Source organism: Flavobacterium xylosi (assembly GCF_042787345.1).
Taxonomy (GTDB): domain Bacteria; phylum Bacteroidota; class Bacteroidia; order Flavobacteriales; family Flavobacteriaceae; genus Flavobacterium; species Flavobacterium xylosi.
In genome coordinates this window covers 158,711-179,069 of the sequence record NZ_JBHZPZ010000003.1, presented here as the reverse complement: position 1 = coordinate 179,069, position 20,359 = coordinate 158,711, and the positions used below count along the sequence as shown (strand labels likewise).

Annotated in this window: 11 protein-coding genes; all 11 read right to left on the bottom strand. The window is 34.7% G+C overall.

The features are described from left to right. Positions 1–35: 35 nt before the first annotated feature. The 11 genes from ACFX5E_RS03530 to pta all read right to left on the bottom strand — a co-directional run bounded on the left by ACFX5E_RS03530 (position 36) and on the right by pta (position 20,306). The gene (locus tag ACFX5E_RS03530) at positions 36–1,427 is read right to left on the bottom strand and encodes a M20/M25/M40 family metallo-hydrolase (protein ID WP_379853789.1); all 1,392 of its coding nucleotides are present in this window, start codon (positions 1,425–1,427) and stop codon (positions 36–38) included. Between the two features lie 140 nt (positions 1,428–1,567). Beyond that, positions 1,568–3,664: a glycoside hydrolase family 97 protein gene (locus tag ACFX5E_RS03525; RefSeq protein WP_379853788.1), complete on the bottom strand. Its 2,097-nt coding sequence runs from the start codon at positions 3,662–3,664 to the stop codon at positions 1,568–1,570. Positions 3,665–3,809: 145 nt separating this feature from the next. Then, positions 3,810–6,107 carry a beta-glucosidase BglX gene (gene bglX / locus ACFX5E_RS03520; RefSeq protein ID WP_379853787.1) on the bottom strand — a complete coding sequence of 766 codons (2,298 nt, stop codon included), beginning with the start codon at positions 6,105–6,107 and terminating at the stop codon, positions 3,810–3,812. Then, positions 6,104–6,811, bottom strand: coding sequence for a carboxylesterase family protein (locus ACFX5E_RS03515; RefSeq protein WP_379853786.1), 708 nt, complete (start codon positions 6,809–6,811; stop codon positions 6,104–6,106). Before ACFX5E_RS03515 ends, bglX begins: the two co-directional genes overlap by 4 nt. A 61-nt stretch (positions 6,812–6,872) precedes the next feature. After that, entirely contained in the window at positions 6,873–7,859 is a 987-nt protein-coding gene (locus ACFX5E_RS03510) for a hypothetical protein (protein ID WP_379853785.1), read from the bottom strand. A 41-nt stretch (positions 7,860–7,900) separates the two neighbouring features. Continuing rightward, on the bottom strand, positions 7,901–9,283 hold the full coding sequence (locus ACFX5E_RS03505; protein WP_379853784.1) for a glucoamylase family protein: 1,383 nt from the start codon (positions 9,281–9,283) through the stop codon (positions 7,901–7,903). An 83-nt stretch (positions 9,284–9,366) separates the two neighbouring features. Then, positions 9,367–10,839: a RagB/SusD family nutrient uptake outer membrane protein gene (locus ACFX5E_RS03500; protein WP_379853783.1), complete on the bottom strand. Its 1,473-nt coding sequence runs from the start codon at positions 10,837–10,839 to the stop codon at positions 9,367–9,369. 4 nt (positions 10,840–10,843) lie between these two features. Further along, positions 10,844–13,825, bottom strand: coding sequence for a SusC/RagA family TonB-linked outer membrane protein (locus ACFX5E_RS03495; RefSeq protein WP_379853782.1), 2,982 nt, complete (start codon positions 13,823–13,825; stop codon positions 10,844–10,846). A gap of 241 nt (positions 13,826–14,066) precedes the next feature. Then, positions 14,067–16,811 (bottom strand): LuxR C-terminal-related transcriptional regulator, encoded by a 2,745-nt coding sequence (locus ACFX5E_RS03490; RefSeq protein WP_379853781.1) that lies wholly within the window; start codon positions 16,809–16,811, stop codon positions 14,067–14,069. A gap of 97 nt (positions 16,812–16,908) precedes the next feature. Continuing rightward, positions 16,909–18,090, bottom strand: a complete 1,182-nt coding sequence (locus ACFX5E_RS03485) for an acetate/propionate family kinase (RefSeq protein ID WP_379853780.1) — start codon at positions 18,088–18,090, stop codon at positions 16,909–16,911. Positions 18,091–18,212: 122 nt separating this feature from the next. Continuing rightward, positions 18,213–20,306, bottom strand: a complete 2,094-nt coding sequence (gene pta / locus ACFX5E_RS03480) for a phosphate acetyltransferase (RefSeq protein ID WP_379853779.1) — start codon at positions 20,304–20,306, stop codon at positions 18,213–18,215. Positions 20,307–20,359: the final 53 nt, after the last annotated feature.

Sequence of the window (20,359 nt, the reverse complement as noted above, 5' to 3'; positions counted from 1 at the left end):
CACCTTCTTAGTACCCTTGTTATTTATTTTTTGTTTTAGATTTTAGACTTTACAATCTCAATCCCATTTTGATCCATCAAGTACATCAATGAAGCCATAGTTGCAGCTCCCAATTCTAATTCTCTTTTGTTGATTGCGTCAAATTTATCATTTAAAGCGTGGTGGTAATCAAAATAGCGCTGCGAATCTGGTTTTAAACCTGCTTTTACAATCGATTTAGACGTTAACGGCTCAATATCTGAACCACTATGTCCTTTTACAAAACTATGTATTAAATAAGGTTCAAATAGATTTTTCCAACTTACTATTTTATTAAAATTAGCATCATCCGCCTCAAAAGAAAATCCTCTTGGACTGAATGCCCCTGAATCACTTTCTAAAGCAAAAATGTGGTTTTCTTTATTGGTTTGAGACAATTCTTCATATTTCTTTCCACCTCTGCCTCCGTTTTCTTCATTCATAAAAAGTACTACACGGATGGTGTTTTTTGGTTTGTAACCCAAATTTTTAAAGATATTTATCACTTCCATACTTTGCACAACTCCTGCTCCATCATCATGGGAACCATCGGCTAAATCCCAAGAATCAAGATGTCCGCCTACAACCATAATATTTTCAGGATGTTCGCTTCCTTTAATTTCTCCAATGACGTTATATGACAACTCATCGTCCATTTGCTGGCATGACATTTTCAAATAGAATTTCAAATTAGGATTGCCTTTTAAAGATTTGCTCAATAATTCAGCTCCATTTGTGCTAATCGCTGCAGTTGGGATATATTGTGATTTTGCAATATCACCATAACTTTGTGCTCCAGTATGTGGAAAATCATCCAATCGTAAATTCATAGAACGAACGATTGTACCCACAGCACCAAATTTAGAAGCCTCTTTTGCTCCGGCATATCGTTGATCAACACAACCGCCATAAGAAGTAAATGTTTCAATATTTTCCGGTTCCATCGGTCTGTTAAAAAACACAATCTTACCTTTTACTTTATTGCCTAAAGTTTCTAATTCTTTAATGCTTTGCACTTCAATTACTTCAGCAGTAAGTCCGTTTTTTGGTGTAGCTATAGATCCTCCCAAAGCACAAACAGGAACATTTATTTTAGTTTTTTTATCTTGAATATAAGCGGTTTCTTTTTCCCCACGAACCCATTTCGGAACCATCACTTCCTGAAGATATACGCTGTCAAGTCCTAATGTTTCTAATTGTGCTTTGGTGTATTGAACCGCTTTTTCAGCGTTAGCCGAACCTGATAATCTAGCCCCGATTTTATTGGATAAATAATCCAACCAAGAATAACATTTTGAATTGGTTAGTGATGATTTGTAAATAGCCTTGATGGTTTGCTCATCATTTGTTTGAGCAAAAAGAGTAATTCCATTAAAAAATAATACTGCTAAAAATGTTGTTTTTCTCATGCGTTTATAGATTGTGATTCAAAAATTATATTAACTTTTAGTTATTTATTTGCCTTGCAAGTTCGACATTCCTACATAATTATTTAATAAAAAATCAAAAAAAAATCCTGCACGATTTTAGACTTGCAGGATTTGACTTTTTAATTAATTGGTTCGAAACTTATTGCTGTTCCTCCGCCTGGTGCTAAATTCAAATTAATTTTCGATTTGTTTGTGACAATCATCGTTTTAATTTTATAAGCGATAGGATTCTTTTTCCAATCGGCATCTTTTGCATCTTCATAGATAATAGCTTTATACTTTTTGTCTTTAGTAAGGAAATGTAGTTTTATTTCTGTCTTTCTGGCATTTTCATCCGTGATAGCTCCCAGAAACCAAGATTCTTTACCTTTTGCTTTTCTTACAATCGTTAAATAATCTCCAGGTTCCGCTTGAAGATATTTACTTTCATCCCAATCTACTGCTACGTCTTTTATAAACTGAAAAGCATCCGGATACTTTTCATAATTTTCAAGTAAATCAGCCGCCATTTGCAATGGAGAATACATAGTCACATACAACGCCAATTGTTTTGCTAATGTTGTATGAACTTGCTCGCTTTTGCCTTTGTCATAATGACTCATTTTTATTTCAAAAATTCCAGGAGTATAATCCATTGGTCCTCCTAAAAGTCTGGTAAAAGGCAATATTGTTTCGTGCATTGGTGGATTTCCCACACTCCATGCATTAAACTCATTACCACGAGCCGCTTCGGCAGCAATATAATTTGGATATGTTCTTCCGTAGCCTGTTGGTCTTGAAGATTCATGGGAATTAATCATCAATTTATAATCAGCGGCACGTCTGGCAACAAAATTGAAATGATTGACCATCGTTTGTCCGTCATGAAATTCACCACGCGGAATAATTTTACCTACATAACCTGATTTTACCGCAGTATAATCGTATTTCACCATATTCTCGAAAGCACGGTCTAAATGACGCTCATAATTAGCAACAGAGCCTGATGTTTCATGATGCATAATCATTTTCACGTTTTTTGATTTAGCGTAAGCCGAAATAGCCGCAATATCAAAATCTGGGTAAGGTGTTACAAAATCAAAAACTTCTTCTTTCCAGTTTCCATTCCAGTCTTCCCAACCCACATTCCAACCTTCTACCAATACACCATCAAAACCATTTTTGGACGCAAAATCAATATATCTTTTGGTGTTTTCCGTCGTTGCTCCATGCTTTCCAGAAGCTTTTGGCGCATCTGCAAAATTAGTTGCATTCTGCGAACCTGCATAATCCCAAGTCGATTTCCCAACATGCATTTCCCACCAAATTCCAACATATTTCATTGGTTTTATCCAAGAAGTGTCATCAATTTTAGAAGGCTCATTTAAGTTCAAAATCATTTTAGACCCAACTATATCTCTGGCATCATCGCTTATCATAATAGTTCTCCAAGGAGACACACAAGGCGTTTGCAAATAAGCTTTGTCACCGATGGCATTAGGAACCAATTGAGCTGTTAATTTATAATTATTGACATCTACATTCAAATGCATTACCGGATAGTTAACTACTGCAGCCTCAAAAACATTAAGATACAAACCCGATGGTGATTTCATCATCAAAGGAGACTGCACCACATATTTTCCTGGAATTGATTTTACTCCAATACCATTATTCATGTTTATTTTAGAGTTATCAATTTCTGAAAGCTTTGTTTCATTATACTCATATTCATTACTGTCAAAATCCCCAGGAATCCAGAATACTTTATTGTTTTCTTTTAAATTAAATTGAGTAACTTCATCAGAAATGATAAAATAATTCAAATCAGCTTGTTTTGGAAAATCATATCTGAAAGCAATACCTTCGTCAAAAGCTCTAAAAATGATATTCATTTTTACATGGGTCTCTTTTTGAGTAAGAGACACTGTAAGCTCATTGTAGTGGTTAACAATATTAGATTGCTCCCCTAAAACTGGTTTCCATGATTCATTGAAAGGCGCATTTTTTGAACCTACAATTTCAAATTTAGCATCTAAAGCCGGTTTTTCTTTTAATTTTATTCCCAAAGCACTTTCCAAAACTACCGCTTTGTCTTTGTAATTTACCGAATAAGTTGGTTGGCCATCTCCTACCAATTTCAAATTAACTACAATTTTACCAGAAGGAGATTGAACGCTTTGGGCACTCAGCATACTTATAGCAAAGACAAGAAAAAGTGATAATAATTGTTTCATTTTTAATAGTTTTTTTAGATTGATAAAAGTAAATAAAATAGCGGCTTTTTTATAATGTTACATTTAACAAATACGATTCATTTGTTAAAAAAAACCCTTCGATATTAAATATCGAAGGGCGAATCTCAAAATAAACAAACCAAATTTATTCAATCAACTCCAAACTAACTTTCTTCTCTGCATTAGAATCAGTGCCAACAAAAATTTGAAATGCACCAGGCTCAGCAATAAATTGTAAATCAGAATTATAAAACTTCAACTCTTCAACAGAAATTTCAAAGGTTACCGTTTGTATTTCTCCTTTTTTAAGCATTATTTTCTGAAAACCTTTTAATTCTTTTAGTGGTCTTGTAACTGAACCCACCATATCACGTATATACAATTGAACCACTTCTTTACCATCATAATTACCGGTATTGGTCACATCAACGGTAACGTTTACATTCTCAGTGAAGTTCATTTTATCGGATGAAATTTTCAAATTTGAATAATCGAATGTGGTGTAACTCAATCCAAAACCAAAAGGAAATAAAGGTTCATTTCTTTCGTCGATATAATTAGATCTGAATTTTTCGAACTTTCCTTCTTTGTTTGCTAACGGTCTTCCTGTATTTTTTTGATTGTAATAAATAGGTACTTGACCAACACTTCTCGGAAAAGTAGCCGTTAATTTTCCGGACGGATTTTCGTTCCCAAACAAAACATCGGCGATAGCACTTCCAGCTTCACTTCCTGCAAACCAAGTATTCAATATAGCTGGCACGGTTTCATTTTCCTGAACTAAAACTAATGGACGTCCTGTAAATAAAACGAGTACGACCGGTTTTCCTGTTTTAAGTAATTCAGATAATAAATCTTTTTGAGCCTGTGGAATAGATAAGTTAGTTCTGCTGCTACTTTCTCCACTCATTTCAGCAGATTCTCCAAGAGCTGCAACAATTATATCCGATTGATTAGCAATTTTCAAAGCTTCCGCCAATAATTCTTCTTTGGTTCTGCTGTCGCGGTGTAAGGTTTTACCAAACATGGTTGCTTTCTCTTCGAAAGCCGCATCATAATCTAAATTACTTCCTTTGGCGTAAAGCACTTTTGTATTATTCCCAACCACCTCTTTGATTCCTGCTACTAATGAAACCGATGTTTGCATATTAGTAGCAACACTCCAAGTACCCGCCATATTTTCTTTGGCATCAGCCAATGGTCCAATCACAGCAATAGTTCCTGATTTTTTCAAAGGAAGCAACTGGTTTTGATTTTTAAGTAAAACCAAAGATTGAACAGCAATTTTCCTGGCTTCAGCTCTATTACTGCTTGTGAAAATTTCTGTTTTTGCTCTTTTTACATCACAATATTTGTAAGGATCTTCAAACAATCCCAGATCATATTTGGCATTCAAAATCAGTCGAACGGCATTATCAATTTGTTCCATACTAACTTTTCCTTCATCCAGTGATTTTTTTAAAGTCTTAAGGAAACCTTCGCCTACCATGTCCATTTCAATTCCGGCATTTAGAGCCAACGCAGAAACGGTTTGCAAATCGCCCATTCCGTGTTCAATCATTTCAGGAATTCCGGTAAAATCAGTAACTACAAACCCTTTAAAACCCCATTGTTTTCTCAACACATCAGTCATCAACCATTTGTTTCCAGTGGCAGGAATTCCGTCAATTTCATTGAAAGATGCCATCACTGAACCAACACCTGCATCAACAGCCGCTTTGTATGGAGGAAAATAATCATTATACATTTTTATTCTGCTCATATCAACGGTATTGTAATCACGTCCCGCTTCCGGCGCACCGTACAACGCAAAATGTTTCACACACGATAAAATCGTATTATTTTTTGACAAATCATCTCCTTGGTATCCATGCACCATTGCTTTTGCAATTTGGCTTCCCAAATATGGATCTTCTCCTGAACCTTCAGAAACTCTACCCCAACGCGGATCACGAGAAATATCAACCATAGGGGAAAAAGTCCAGTTGATTCCATCTGCACTGGCTTCCTGAGCTGCAATTTGAGCACTTCTTTCAATCAGTTTCATGTCCCAAGTACAAGACAATCCAAGCGGAATAGGAAAAGTCGTTTCATAACCATGAATGACATCCATTCCAAAAAGTAATGGGATTTTCAATCGGCTTTTATCGACTGCAATCTTTTGTACTTCTTTAATTTTTTGAACCGATTTAATATTGAATAAACCACCAACTTTACCTTCTTCAATATTTTTAGCCACATTTGAACTATTGGCAGCTCCAGTTGTGATATCGCCTGAAGTAGGCAAATTCAATTGGCCTATTTTCTCATCCAGAGTCATTTTCGACATTAATTCGGCTACAAATTCGGTTTTGGGTTTTATTTTAACTGTCTTTTTTGCCTTTTTTTGGCTGTAGCCAAAAAGTGAAAAGGCCAAGAGCAGCATAATTAGTTTCGTTTTCATTTGTTATCTGTTTTTATTTGTTTAAACATCCAATCATAAATTTCTTGGCTGTCATATACTTTAGACCAACTATCATGTCCCGCATCATCGAAGATGGTTAGTTCAACATTGGCATTACAGGTTTTTAATTTTTTATAAATGGTAATTGCATAATCAACATTCACAACATCATCTAGCAAACCATGAAAAATTCGGGTAGGAATGTTCTTGATTTTACAGTCTTCGATCATCGGAACTCTATCTACAAATCCTGCAATTGGAACCAAAGCCGCAAAAGTTTCGGGATGTGCAAAAGCAAGATTCCAAGCTCCCCATCCTCCCATACTCAAACCCGTTAAGTAAATTCTGTTGGCATCAATATTATTTTCTTTTTGAATTTTTAAAATCAATCGATACAATAATTCTTCATTCCAATATTCATTCTCCGGACATTGTGGCGCTAGAATATACGCATCGAGTTCGTGAGTTTTGATGTATTTGAAGGGACCGTGAACTTTTACTTTTTCGATATCCGTTCCTTTTTCTCCCGAACCATGAAGAAAAATAATCAGTGGTTTTTTCTCTTTGGTATTTGCCGGAATGTGTAACACATAAACTAATTCGTGTTTCTCAACGATTTCGGTTTTTATTTTACCATTAACATATGATTGGGAAAAGGAAATTTGACTTAAAATTAAAAATAGAAAAAGAAGCTTTTTTTTCATTTAAAAAATATTAAAAAAACAGATATCAGGTAATTTTACTATCTGTTTTTATAATTAAATACTATCTGTTTGTACTTTCTAATTTATACAAAGCATTAACTTCAGATGAAGTCAAAGCAGATTTATAGATTCTAAATTCATCCAATAAACCGGCATAATCTGTTGCCCAACCTTCATCTCCATGTGTAGTTGTTAATGAAGGTGAAGTGCTGAATTGATTCGATCCAATAACCAACTGAGATAAATTTGGTGTAGCAAAAACTAAGGCACCATATAAAGGAGCGCTGTTCGGATTTCCGTTACTTCCATCAGGTCCCCCTGGATTATCACCATAAAGAATACATGAACCATTTAAATTGGTAAAAGGACCATATGGCGTTCCATAAATACTGTTGGTTCCTTTCTCTCCATTTTTATAAACGGTATATCTCGCTGTGGCGGCATCATAGGTTAAAACAACCTGAATCCAAGTATCAATTGCTCCTTCGATATTGAAAATTGGGCCTTGTCCACCCCAGGCTACTCTTTTGTTTTCAATTCCCATTTTTAAACGAAGCGTATTGGGTCTGGCATTATCGGGATTTTCAAGAAACAAGTTTAATCCTCCCCAAAAACCTGCTGGATTTACCAAGGAAAATATTCCTTGAATCCCTTTTCCTTGTCCCGGGGCACCACCATCAGGAACGGTTTGACCAGATTTCATCCAAAAACTAAAACTGAAACTACTTAGTGCACCAACCGCTGTAGCATTATTATAAACTGCATACCGTTCCTGAGCTTTAGAACCTTGAAACGCCTGCCCTTTAGCACCTGCCGTGTAAGCTGCATTTTTGCCTGTTCCAGTTAAGCCTCCTTTAGAGTCAGCTATACTATTTTCAAAACTCCATTTAGCAATTAAATTTGTAGCATTTACTTCATCAGAAGTATTGTAAGCCCCAACTGGTGGGTAATCCAATGGCTCATTGCTGTCGACATTATCATTACAACTTGCTAAAAACTGCATCGAAAATACAGCACTCAGACAGAATATTTTTATATTATTTTTCATATTTAATATTTTTAATTTTTATAATTTTTTTTAAATTCTAATTAGAATCCATATTTACCAGAGTGAAAACCAAGAGTAATTAAACCTTGTTTCACCTCGGGAGCATTCATGAACAATTGCCATAATAATCCCGAACGATAATTTTCTAACATAACCATTTCCGGTCCTTGGTCAATCGCCAAATAACGTTGCGCTGTCCATTGATACTGCTGACTATGAGCATCATAAAATCCCGCCACGCCCCATGTATCTGTTTTATGATTTTCATATAAATTTCGCATCAATGCTTTCGATTCTACTGGTGTATAAACAATGGAACTTATTGCTGCTGTTGGAGAAATAATCCCTTTATCATTGCTTGGCATGTGCGCGTCATAAGCAATCGACCCATCTGTATTTCTGGAATACGATGCGGTTAAGCCCCAATAATTTGGACCATAGCCTTTATAACTCTTTGGATTCGCAACACAATATAAATAATTGATTTTAGTATGATTGGAATTCAAATCCCAATAATTGGCATATTTATCAGTCAACAGATTTGGATCTAAACCTAAATAAGAATAATGTGCCCAGAATAAAGGGCCACCAAATTCTTCGGCTCCATTGTGTTTTAAAATCAAAGGTAAATTGTATTTGGTTTTAGCCGAAACAATACCACCGCTTCTTGCCCAGCCTTCATGATAAGCTGCCGGAGCAATTGGATTTGTTGGCGAAGCTGCTGCCATAACATACGTAATCAAACATTCATTGTAGCCTTCCAGTGGAAAATTCATTTCCCAATTGTAATTAGGAGACCAATGCCAGAACAACATATTTTGATTGTTAGTGTACCATTGCCAGTCCACTCCTTTCCACAACTCATCGAATTTTTGGGCTACTGCTTTTTCTTCGGTTGTTCCGTTTTTAAAATATTCGCGAACGGTTATCATTCCAGCCACTAAAAAAGACGTTTCTACTAAATCGCCGCCGTTGTCTTTAGTTCCAAAAGGAATAACACGACCTGTAGTCCCATTTATCCAATGCGGCCATGCGCCATGAAAACGTTCAGCAGTAGTCAGAAAATTAGCAATTTTATTAAGACGTTCTGCGCCCTGTGCTTTGGTAATATAACCACGGGACATTGCCGAAACAATAGCCATCAAACCAAAACCAGAACCGCCTGTTGTGACAATATTCTGGTCAAAACTTGGATCTTGAGGAATATAGCGTTCTCTTGCCATTCCTGAATTAGTTTGAGCATAATTCCAAAAATAGGCGAAGGTTTGCTTTTGAACCAAATCTATTAATTCTTCATCAGATAATTTTACTACCGGGGGAACAACAACTGGAGGAGTAACTACCGCACCACCACTTGAAGTTGAACTAGAAGAGTCACATCCAAGAAAAGAAAAAAGCATAACTAAAATTGAAAATTTTATCATTTTAGATTTTGTTTTATTGTGTATAATAGAGTTCCTACAAACTTTAACGCTTTCAAAAAGAAAGAGCAAAGCTGTAGCTATTGTTAATTATATCCTGGATTCTGGATAGATTTACCAGCTGCCTGAGTAATAAATTTCTGAGGTAAAGGAAACAATTCATGTTTTCCTTCCACGAAAGTTTTTCCATCGGCAGCCATAACTGATTTTGCTTGACCTGTTCTTACGATATCAAACCATCTGTCATGCTCAAAAGCCAACTCATGTCTTCTTTCAGCTCTAATTGCAGCTCTCAATCCAACTTGTCCCGTTGCAGTTGTATTTGCTAAACCAGCTCTGTTTCTTACTTTATTCAATGGACCAGTTACATCACCGTTTCCACTTTCATTAGCAGCTTCTGCTTGCATCAACAAAACTTCTGCATAACGTAAAACACGTATGTTTTTTGTGGTTTCCCAGTCACCATTAAATGTTTCAGCAGTGTTACTAACATATGCTTTTTCATTGTATCGTGGGTTAGCAACTAGCGGAGAAACTATTCTTCCGTCCCACATGGTTTCACCAGCGAAAATAATTGTGGCGTCTTTTCTCACATCACCTGCTTCATAAGAATTAGTTAATCCTACAGTAGGCGTATTGAAACCCCAACCCCAGCCACTCGTTCCTCTGGCTCCTTGAGAAACCATATAACCTTCAATCCCTTGAGACGGATTTCCCCCGTAACCACGGATTTCAAAGATAGATTCAACACTGTCTTCCCCAACTTCTCTCCAAATTGTAGCATAATTAGATACTAAATTATAACCGGTAACAGCAGCGCACTGGTCTTTTACACCTTGCCAATTACCTTGGTATAAATATACTTTTGCCAATAAAGCGCGAGCAGCACCTTTAGTTGCTCTACCCAAATCAGAAATTGCATAACTAGATTTTTCAGGTAAAGCATCAATTGCAGCTAATAAATCTGTTTGAATAAAAGCATACACTTCTGCTTTTGTTTTTTTCGTCAATGTCATATCAGTATCTGCAGCAGATGATGGCACTGGAACATGATCCACAATTGGCACACCGCCATAACATCTTACCAAATTGAAATATATCAAAGCGCGAAGAAATTTAGCCTCACCTGTTAATCGTGCTATTACTGCTGCATCCGCTTTGTCTAATTTAGGAAGGTAATTTAGGGCAATATTAGCCTTGCTTACCCCCTGAAAATTCGTTTCAAAAACTTCTTGAACGGATAGCGAAGTAGCATCTAAAGTAAGTGCATCACACTTGTCTTTATCTGCTCCTGTATCTCCTGGATCTGATCCTTTATCAGCATCATCTGAGGTCATGCTGGTTAATCCGTTCCATGAAAAAGAGCTTGCGCTAAAGCTTAATGCGTTGCTATAAACAGCCGTGACAAAGCTTTTTGCTCCATCATTATTATTATAAATTGTTAATAAATCGGCTTCGGCTATGTTTTCTGTGGGAGCAACTTCTATAAAATCATTAGAACAATTAGTAGAAAGCAGCGCAACAGCCACTAAAGTTATGGGTATAAATATTTTTTTCATCTTGTTAAAATTTTACGTTAGCACCAATAATGAATGAACTCAAAGTAGGATAAGCATCTAACTCAATTCCTTGCAGTCCCATTGGATCACCGTCATTATTCAATTCTGGAGAATATCCAGTGAACTTTTGCGAAATAAATGGATTTATTGCACTTGCATAAATACGAACTGAAGAAACAGAATTTGTTATTTTAGGTAATGTGTATCCTAAAGTAATGTTGTTTACTCTAAGGAAAGCCCCTGATTCTAAATAGTAATCCGAAGATAACGGAACTGAATTAAACGGTGCCGGATTTCCAGCAGTAGTATTTGATGGTGTCCAAAAATCTGTAGCAATGCTCGCTTCAATATTTTCGTTACCAAAACGTTGCGCTTTTTTACCATTATACACTTTGTTTCCACCTACGCCGTAAGCATCTACTGAAAAATCAATGTTTTTGTATTCAAAACCTAAGTTCATACCATAATAATACGTTGGTAATGAAGATCCAAAGAATTTTCTGTCTGTTTCAACCGGATTCGAAGTAATTCCGCCATCTTTGTCAAAATAGGTGAAATTCCCGTTCGCATCGTAACCTGCTACTTCAAACAAATAGAAACTTCCCAAAGGTTGTCCTACTTCCAATCGTTTTGTAAACTGCCCGTTGTTGATGAAACCACCATTTTGTCTAATCGCCAAAGGGTTAAATACGTTTGAAACCTCATTTTTATTGTTCGAATAATTGGCACCAATCCAATATTTTAAATCCTCATTGATGTTATCATCCCAACGCAGAGAAACTTCAAATCCAGTATTAGAGATTTCACCTGCATGTGCTGGAGTTGCTCCTGTACCCACTGTAAGCGGTGGAGTAACGTTCAAAACCACATTAGAAGTATTTTTATCATACCAATCAAAAGATCCAGATAATTTATTTTCTAATACTTTAAAGTCTAAACCAATAGAAGTCTCATCAGTAATTTCCCAGCCCAAAGTAGGGTCAATAAATGCACCAATGGTAGTTCCTGAATAAAGTGAACCTCCAAAATCATATCCTAAACCTGCTCCTGAACTAAACGTTTGTTGATTGATAGGTACATTTTGATTTCCCAATCTTCCCCAACCACCACGAAGTTTTAAGAAATTGATTGCTTTGCTATCTTTCAAGAAACCTTCTTTTGAAAGTACCCATCCCAAACCAAATGATGGAAAATTACCCCATTTGTTATCCAAACCAAATTGTGAAGAGCCATCTCTACGAATCGTACCTGTAAAAAGGTATTTCTCCATAAGTGTATATTGGAATCGAGCAAAATATCCAATTAAATTTTTACGATTTCCAATTCTGTGATTAGTAACTACGTTGTTAGCAATAGCACTAGATTGATTTAAACTCCAGTAATTAGAATTCTCCGGAACATTTCTACCTTTTACTTCTAAATCTTCTTTACTTCCAAATTCTTGAGCAGACATACCGACGGTTAATTCAACATCATGAATATCAGCAAATTTCTTATTGTAAGTCAAGAAATTATCAAAATTCCAATTAAAATAATCACTTCTTGCGGTCACTAATTCATTTATCGGTTCTGCTGACGAATAATTAGCTGCATCTCTTGTCGGGTCAGCTGCTAACCACAATTCACGTGTAGGCGTGTATGAAAACCTTTTGAAAGTGTTGTATTCCAATCCTACTCTTGATGTAAATTTCAATTCATCAAAAATTTTGTATTCTAATCCAAGACTTCCCTGTAACAATAAGTTCTTTTGCTCTTCAGTAAAATACTCTAATTGAGCAACAGGATTCCCTACATTATTGAATAAAGCACCACTTGTAGATGCTTGTCCATCAGTACCTATTATCGGCATTCCCCATCTACCGTTTGGATATCTTACAGGAACTAATGGTGATTGTTTGTAAGCCGAAGTAAATGCAGATAATGGTTTCGGTGTAGACTTAGAAATCGAACCACTTAACGTTTGCGTAATTTTTAATTTATCAGAAAGCTTGTAATCGTTGTTATTTCTAAAAGTAAAACGATTAAAATCCAACCCGTCTAAAACTCCTTTCTCATCATAATAGTTCAAACTGAATAAATAATTGATTTTTTCAGAAGCTCCAGAAAGTGATAAGTTATTCGAAGAATACATTCCTAATCTGGTAATTTCATCAAACCAGTTGGTATTATAGCGTTGATCCGTTGAGAATCTAGTGTTTTGTTCGGCCACATCAGAGTAATAAGCAAAACGATTTGAACCAGCCATTTTAACTGTTTTTAACGGAGTACGAACTCCATAAAAACCATCATATTCAACAGTAGTCTTGTCGCCTTTTCCTTTTTTAGTAGTAATAATTACAACTCCATTCGCCGCTTGATTTCCATAAATTGCTAAGGATGAAGCATCTTTTAGGATATCAAATGATGCAATATCATTGGAATTCAAATTATTAATGTTTTTTGTCGGAATACCATCCACTACATATAAAGGAGTTCTATCAGCACCATACGTACCAATACCTCTAATGATTAACGAAGGAGCACTTCCCGGCACATCGGTCCCGATAACCTGAACACCAGCTGCTTTTCCTTGTATCGCTTGCGTGGCATTCAACACTTTAGTTTTGTTAATGTCTGTTGAAGACAGTTGTGATATTGATCCTGTATTGTCTGATTTTTTTCTAGAACCATAACCAATGATTACAACCTCTTTTAATTCTGTGTCTTTCGATTCGTTTAGCGTTACAGTCATTTCACCTGCTGTTGCAGTTACTGATACAGCATCAAAACCTACCATGCTAATCTTTAATATTTCGCCAACTTTGGCATTAATATTAAAATTACCGTCAAAATCAGTATCAGCAGAAGTTCTAGAATCAGCTGCAATTACACTTGCTCCTGGAATCCCAATCCCACTTTGATCCAATACTTTTCCCTTAATTACTTGACCAGACATATAGGCTGGAAGTAAAATGAGTGCTAAAAAGCTAAAAATAAAATTTCTCATATATTAATAATTTGTTAAAGTTAGTAGAGCCAAATTAAATAATTACAACGTTATAGTAAGGTAAATGCATTTACTACATAAATACATCAAAATATCAAATTGAAACAAGAAATCAATGTTTTGGTGCTATTGAGAAAGGTAAAGAGAATAATACTACATCGTATTGATGTAGTAATGATGTATTGTAATTCCGTAATGAATTGACTTAAAAAATAAATTATCTATAAATATAACAACTTTTTTATAAAATTATCAAAAATTTAGAGAGATTTTCATCTTGAACAAGGTTCAACTTCTTCCTTAATCGATAACGATGCAGTTCGACTCCTCTAAAAGAAATATTCATGATTGGTGCGATTTCTTTGGATGAAAGATTCATTTTTAAGTAAATGCAAAGCTTAATATCCTTTGAAGTAAGGTTTGGATATTTTTTAGTTAGACTAATTATAAATTCATTGTGAATTTGATTTAGATTTGTTTCAAAGGTTTCCCATTCATGCTTGTTAACCGCATTTATTTTTATGGCTTTTTTGATTTCGCTTTTTAATTTATTGAAATCGGTTTCTGTATCTAGAATTCCTTGAATATTTTCGATCATTTCACTTTGCTTCGCAATCGAAAGTGATTTACCGGCAACTTCAGATGATTTCGATTGTAATTCAAGTTCCAAGATATGCTTTTCATATTCCTGAACATTTAATTCATTTTCGGCTTTTAATTCCATCTCCAGAATTTTCTTTTGGTGTTTTAATTCTTCTTCCTGAAATTTCAGTTTCTGAATGTATTTTATCTTATTCCATTTATAATACAAATATAAAATCAATCCTACCACAATCAAGTATACCAAAATCATCCCAAAAGAAAAATACCAGGGTTTTGCAACCGTAAATTCAAAATTGGCAATTTTACTATAATTCAATCCATCATGGTTGTAAATGGTAACGAAATGGGCGCCATTACTAAGATTATTCAAAACGATCAATCCGCCTTTTATGGCTATGAAATCATTTCCATTATCAATTTTATAAAACAAGTTAGGTTTTGTTGCTCCAAAAATCCCTGAAATAACATTGATTTTTAACTCCGAATTATAATTGATTTTTGAGTTGTTTTTAACTAAATTCGTATCACTAAAAGCTTCAATTTTAATAGTCGTGCTTTGCTTATTATCATATTTTAATTGAAGAGAAATAAAACCGTCATCCAAGTTTAATAAATAGTTGTCCTTGTTTTTAAAAATTTTTAAATTATCATTGATGATTTTACCTTTGTAATATTTTTCTTGGATACTATTCCAAACAAATTTATTTGCATTTGCATAAATAGGATACAAAAGCCCATCTTTTAGAACAATAAAATGACTATCGTCAATAACTACAATATCTGATATATTTTTGAAATTCGAATTAAACAATTGATTCAGTTCTAATTGATTCGTAATCGAATTATAAGTATACCAAGAATTATGAATCAAAAAGAGGATTTCACCTCGGAACTCAAATATTTTCACTCCAAAATCATTTGCAATTTTATTACGTTGGCTAACATTTTCCACATCGATAGTTTCATAACTGTCATTCAACTGAATTCGATACAATCCTCTGTAATTATCCGCAGCCCATATTTCGTTTATTTTATTTTGTGCAGCATATTTTATAGGCTTCAAAAGACCTTTTACATCAATTTTTAGAGTTAAATCATTGGCATCATTATAAATAGTAACACCACTGTAGGTAGCCTGTAAATAAGAATTATTAATATTGCTTTTCGTTAGATTCCATCCTCCATTTCTATCATTTAATTTAGAGAAAACACCGTTTTCATAAATGAAAGTTCCTTCATTGTGACCAATAAGGTACTTATTGTTTATTTTACTGATATTCCAAGCCTGTCCTTGCATATTTGGAACCGATAAAAATTGGTTGTTTTCATATTTAAAAACACCATGATTGGAAGCCATCAAATAGCCTTTATCAGTAGTTGCAACAGAATATACTGATCCTAAAACCCCAGAATTATCATAAAAAATAGATATCGGTGAATTGACTTCAATGTGAGCAATTCCGTTGTCTAAACCCAACCATAAATCATTCTCTTTGTCCAAACCAATACTCAAAACAGAGTTGTTCATTAAGACATTATTTCGATTGATGTTTTTATAGGTATTAGCATTTAAATCAAATACATAAATACCTTTACTGGCAGTTCCTATAACAAGTTTATTATTCTTAATAAACTTGGCAACATTTATATTTGCAGCTTTTAAAGTTTCATTTAGCGGGTTTTTCCAAGAACTTAAAACCCCGTTCTCTTCAACATAAACTCCATTTTTTTTAGTAAAAATGTACGTTTTATTTTTGTGCTTTTCAATGGCATGAATAACATTATTCTTTAAAACATCCCAACCTTTTAACTTCTCAATCTTGGAATTATTCATTATAAAAACTCCTTTTTCAACTGAAGCTATCAACAATTGATTGTCAATTATAAAACAATAGGAAATAAGAAATGGCAATTTAGTTTTCTTAATTGTCTTTCCATCGTAAAGAAATATTTCATTAAAGGATTGAAAATAAATTTTATTGTTAAATTTGAAAATCTTCCAAATCTCCTCGTTTTCATTGTCATCAAAGACATTCTTTCTGCTAGAAATTGAAACATAATACATTTTCCCCTCTTTTCGAAACCAATACCCAAACTCTTTGTAAGAACCCGAATAAATCTTGTCGCCATCCACCATTATGGACCGTATAATGGTTTTATTAGGCAACGTATTTTTCTCCCATTTTACACCGTCGTATCGCAACAAATAATGGTTATTGGCAAAATACATAGCATCATCATTTCCTTGTGCTACATTCCAAATCTGGTTATCGCCCTGATAATTTGATTTATTGTAATTCTCGACAAATGGGAGCAACTCTTGAGAACACAAGTGCGAGGATATAAAACAGAGTAGGAGTATTTTAATAATTCTTAATTTCAAAATTTGGCGTTTTATCTCCAAATATAAACACATTTATTCAATGTAAAGCATAAAAAAAGCTTCTCTATTGAGAAGCTTTCAAGAACAAAGGTTTTTTTTAATAAAGCAATTCATAAACTTGATTTGCAATTTCAATTTCTTCATTGGTGGGTATTACTAATATTTTTGTTTTTGAATCCGCAGTATTGATTTCTCTTGCTTCTCTGGAACGAATTTCATTTTTGGACTCATCCAATTTAATACCGAAATAATCCATATCGGTACAAACCAATTTTCGAATGTAAGAAGAATTTTCTCCAATTCCGGCCGTAAAAACAATCGCATCCAACCCATTCAAAACAGCCGCATAGGAACCAATATATTTTTTGATTCGGTAAGCATTCATTGCTAAAGCCAGTTGGCAATCAACATTCCCAAGCTCTGCGTTTGCTTCTATATCTCTCAAATCGCTAAACCCGGTAAGTCCGAGCATTCCACTTTCTTTAAGTAATAAACTATTTACCGAATCTAAAGTGTAACCTAGAGTGTTGACCATATAAAATACAATAGACTGATCTATATCTCCACTTCTCGTTCCCATAATCAGACCGTTGGAAGGTGCAAAACCAAGGCTATGATCGATACTTTTACCATCTTTTATCGCAGTCATACTACAACCGTTTCCTAAATGTATTGTTATAATCTTAGAATTGTTTTCTAAATGCGCAAGCGCCTTTTCTGAAACATATTTATGGCTGGTTCCGTGAAAACCATACACCCGTATTTTTTTTTCTGTCAAAAGGTAATTTGGTAACGCATATTTATGGGCAACAACAGGAATCGTTTGGTGAAAAGCGGTATCAAAAACAGCAACTTGTTGAGCATTTTCGAAAATTTCTTCGGCTACATTTATCCCTTCTAAATTGGCAGGATTATGTAAAGGCGCTAAATCAAAAAGTTGTTTTATTTTTTCTTTTACTTCCTTATTGATGATAACAGTATTCGAAAAAGTACTTCCGCCATGAACTACACGATGACCAACAGCCTCAATCTCTGAAGTGCTTTTTATAACTCCAACAGCTTCATCCATCAACAATTTGGCGATTTTTTCTAAACCAATTTTATGTGTGGGAATGGGCAAAATCTCTTCCAGCTTGACATGATCTGTTACATACGTTAGATTAGAAGTTTCCAATCCTATTCTGTCAATCATACCGGAACAAATGCCTTCACCGCTTGGCATGTCAATTAATTGATATTTTATAGAAGAACTTCCTGAGTTTATAATTACGATTTTCATTTGTATTATTTTTTTTGCCGCAAAGGCACTAAGTCTCTAAGTTTTTTTTAGTTTGTTATTCTTTTAATTTTTAATTGCTTCGCCACTTCGAGCAAAGCTCTCGGGTCTAAATTTTTAATTTTTTATAATCCTTGTGCTTGAATCGCCGTGATAACTACAGTATTTATAATATCATCTACGGTGCAACCACGACTTAAATCATTTACGGGTTTGTTTAGGCCCTGTAACATCGGACCAATGGCTAATGCTCCTGTTTCTCTCTGTACGGCTTTATACGTGTTGTTTCCTGTGTTTAAATCCGGGAAAATAAGGACACTTGCTTGTCCAGCCACTTCTGAATTTGGCATTTTACTTTGGCCTATTTCCATATCCACTGCGGCGTCATATTGAATAGGCCCTTCAATTTTTAAGTCGGGACGTTTTTTTCTCACTATTTCGGTTGCAGTCCGTACTTTATCGACTTCATCTCCTTTTCCTGATGAACCTGATGAATAAGATAGCATGGCAATTTTTGGCTCAATTCCAAAAGCCAAACTGGAATCAGCGCTTGAAATTGCAATTTCTGCCAATTGTTCTGCAGTCGGATTTGGATTAATGGCACAGTCTCCAAAAACAGAAACACGGTCTTCTAAACACATAAAAAATATAGAAGAAACCACAGAGGAGTTGGGTTTCGTTTTGATGAATTGCAAAGCAGGCAAAATGGTATGTTGCGTGGTGTGTGCCGCTCCGGAAACCATTCCGTCCGCATCGCCTTTATAGACCATCATTGTTCCAAAATACGAAACATCTTCCATCAAATCTTTGGCCATACCTAAAGTTACGTTTTTAGTTTTTCGCAACTCGTAGTAGGTATTTACATAATCATCATAATTTTTAGATTCTATTGGATTTATAATATCAACTTTTGAGAAATCAAACTCTAACCCTAACTCTGCTACTTTATTTTCTATTTGTTTTTTATTTCCGATAATTGAAATATCAACGACATCCATCGCTAGTAATCTAGAAGCGGCAATAATGATTCTTTCGTCATTGCCTTCTGGCAAAACAATGTGTTTTCTATGCTTTCTAGCTCTTTTTACTAAGTTATATTGAAACATTTTTGGTGTCATACCCTCAGCTTCAAAAGTAATTAGCTTTTCAGCCAAATTATCTAAGTCAACGTATTTTTCGAATGTACTAATTGAAATTTCAATCTTTTGTTTGTTATTCGCGTAAATTTTTGACTTTATCGATCCAATTTTATTGGTAATATAATACGTCCCTTCCTCAACTGCTATTATTGGTACAACAGTAGAAAGCCCCTCAATTAATTTCAAAATACTGACTTCTGGCAAGATATTCCCTGTCAACACAATTCCAGAAATCGACGGATAATTTACTGATTCATTTGCTTGCAGTGCGCCAAGAATAATATCAGCGCGATCTCCTGGAGTGATTACCAGACTATTTTCTTTTAAATGCAATAAATAATTACACAATTGCATCGCTCCAACGCTAAAATTTCCGGTTTGATTGTTCAAGTGTGCGGCACCAAATAAAACTTTAGCATCCAATTCATTTACAATTTCCTGAAGTGTAGGATTGTTCAAATTATGAATTAAAGGAATAGCAGTCACAAGGACGTTCTCCGGCAGACTTTTTTTCAATCCATTAGTCACTAATTCTATATTCTCCCGTTGCACTTTATTGGCAATTACAGCCAAGACTTCTACTTCTTTTACTTTGAATGAGTCATAGACCAGGTAAAGACTATCGATTAATTCCTCTAATGTTTTCCCGACTCCGGAACCCACAATAATAGTTGGAATTCCAAGATTTTTGGCAATCAAAACATTCATATCTAATTCGATAACGGTTCCTTCTCCAGTAAAACTGGTACCTTCAACCAAAACAAAATCGAATCGCTCTTCTAACTTCTTATATTTTTCAATAATTAAATCAAGAACCTCACCTATTTTCCCTTTGTTCTTCTTTTTGATTAGTCTACTTTTTGTAATGGCATAGGCATCTTCAAATTGAATATCCAACCCAAAATGACCAATCACCGTTTCAATGTGATTGTCAAATCCACCTTCTTCAAAATCTTCTACAATGGGTCTAAAATAACCAACTTTGGCAGTCTTGCCTATAAGCATGCTCATCAACCCTAAAGTTATAATAGACTTACCGCTATTCTGTTCGCTTGTTGCTATATATATGGCCTTGTTCATTTTTTTGTTTTTATATTTAATTCTAAATAAATTGAATGTATTGCTTTATACTT

Coding starts and splice junctions, on each gene's coding strand:
- ACFX5E_RS03525 (WP_379853788.1), bottom strand. CDS start 3,664: ATGAAACAATTATTATCACTTTTTCTTGTCTTTGCTATAAGTATGCTG.
- ACFX5E_RS03515 (WP_379853786.1), bottom strand. CDS start 6,811: ATGAAAAAAAAGCTTCTTTTTCTATTTTTAATTTTAAGTCAAATTTCC.
- bglX (WP_379853787.1), bottom strand. CDS start 6,107: ATGAAAACGAAACTAATTATGCTGCTCTTGGCCTTTTCACTTTTTGGC.
- ACFX5E_RS03530 (WP_379853789.1), bottom strand. CDS start 1,427: ATGAGAAAAACAACATTTTTAGCAGTATTATTTTTTAATGGAATTACT.
- ACFX5E_RS03510 (WP_379853785.1), bottom strand. CDS start 7,859: ATGAAAAATAATATAAAAATATTCTGTCTGAGTGCTGTATTTTCGATG.
- ACFX5E_RS03505 (WP_379853784.1), bottom strand. CDS start 9,283: ATGATAAAATTTTCAATTTTAGTTATGCTTTTTTCTTTTCTTGGATGT.
- ACFX5E_RS03495 (WP_379853782.1), bottom strand. CDS start 13,825: ATGAGAAATTTTATTTTTAGCTTTTTAGCACTCATTTTACTTCCAGCC.
- ACFX5E_RS03500 (WP_379853783.1), bottom strand. CDS start 10,839: ATGAAAAAAATATTTATACCCATAACTTTAGTGGCTGTTGCGCTGCTT.
- ACFX5E_RS03485 (WP_379853780.1), bottom strand. CDS start 18,090: ATGAAAATCGTAATTATAAACTCAGGAAGTTCTTCTATAAAATATCAA.
- pta (WP_379853779.1), bottom strand. CDS start 20,306: ATGAACAAGGCCATATATATAGCAACAAGCGAACAGAATAGCGGTAAG.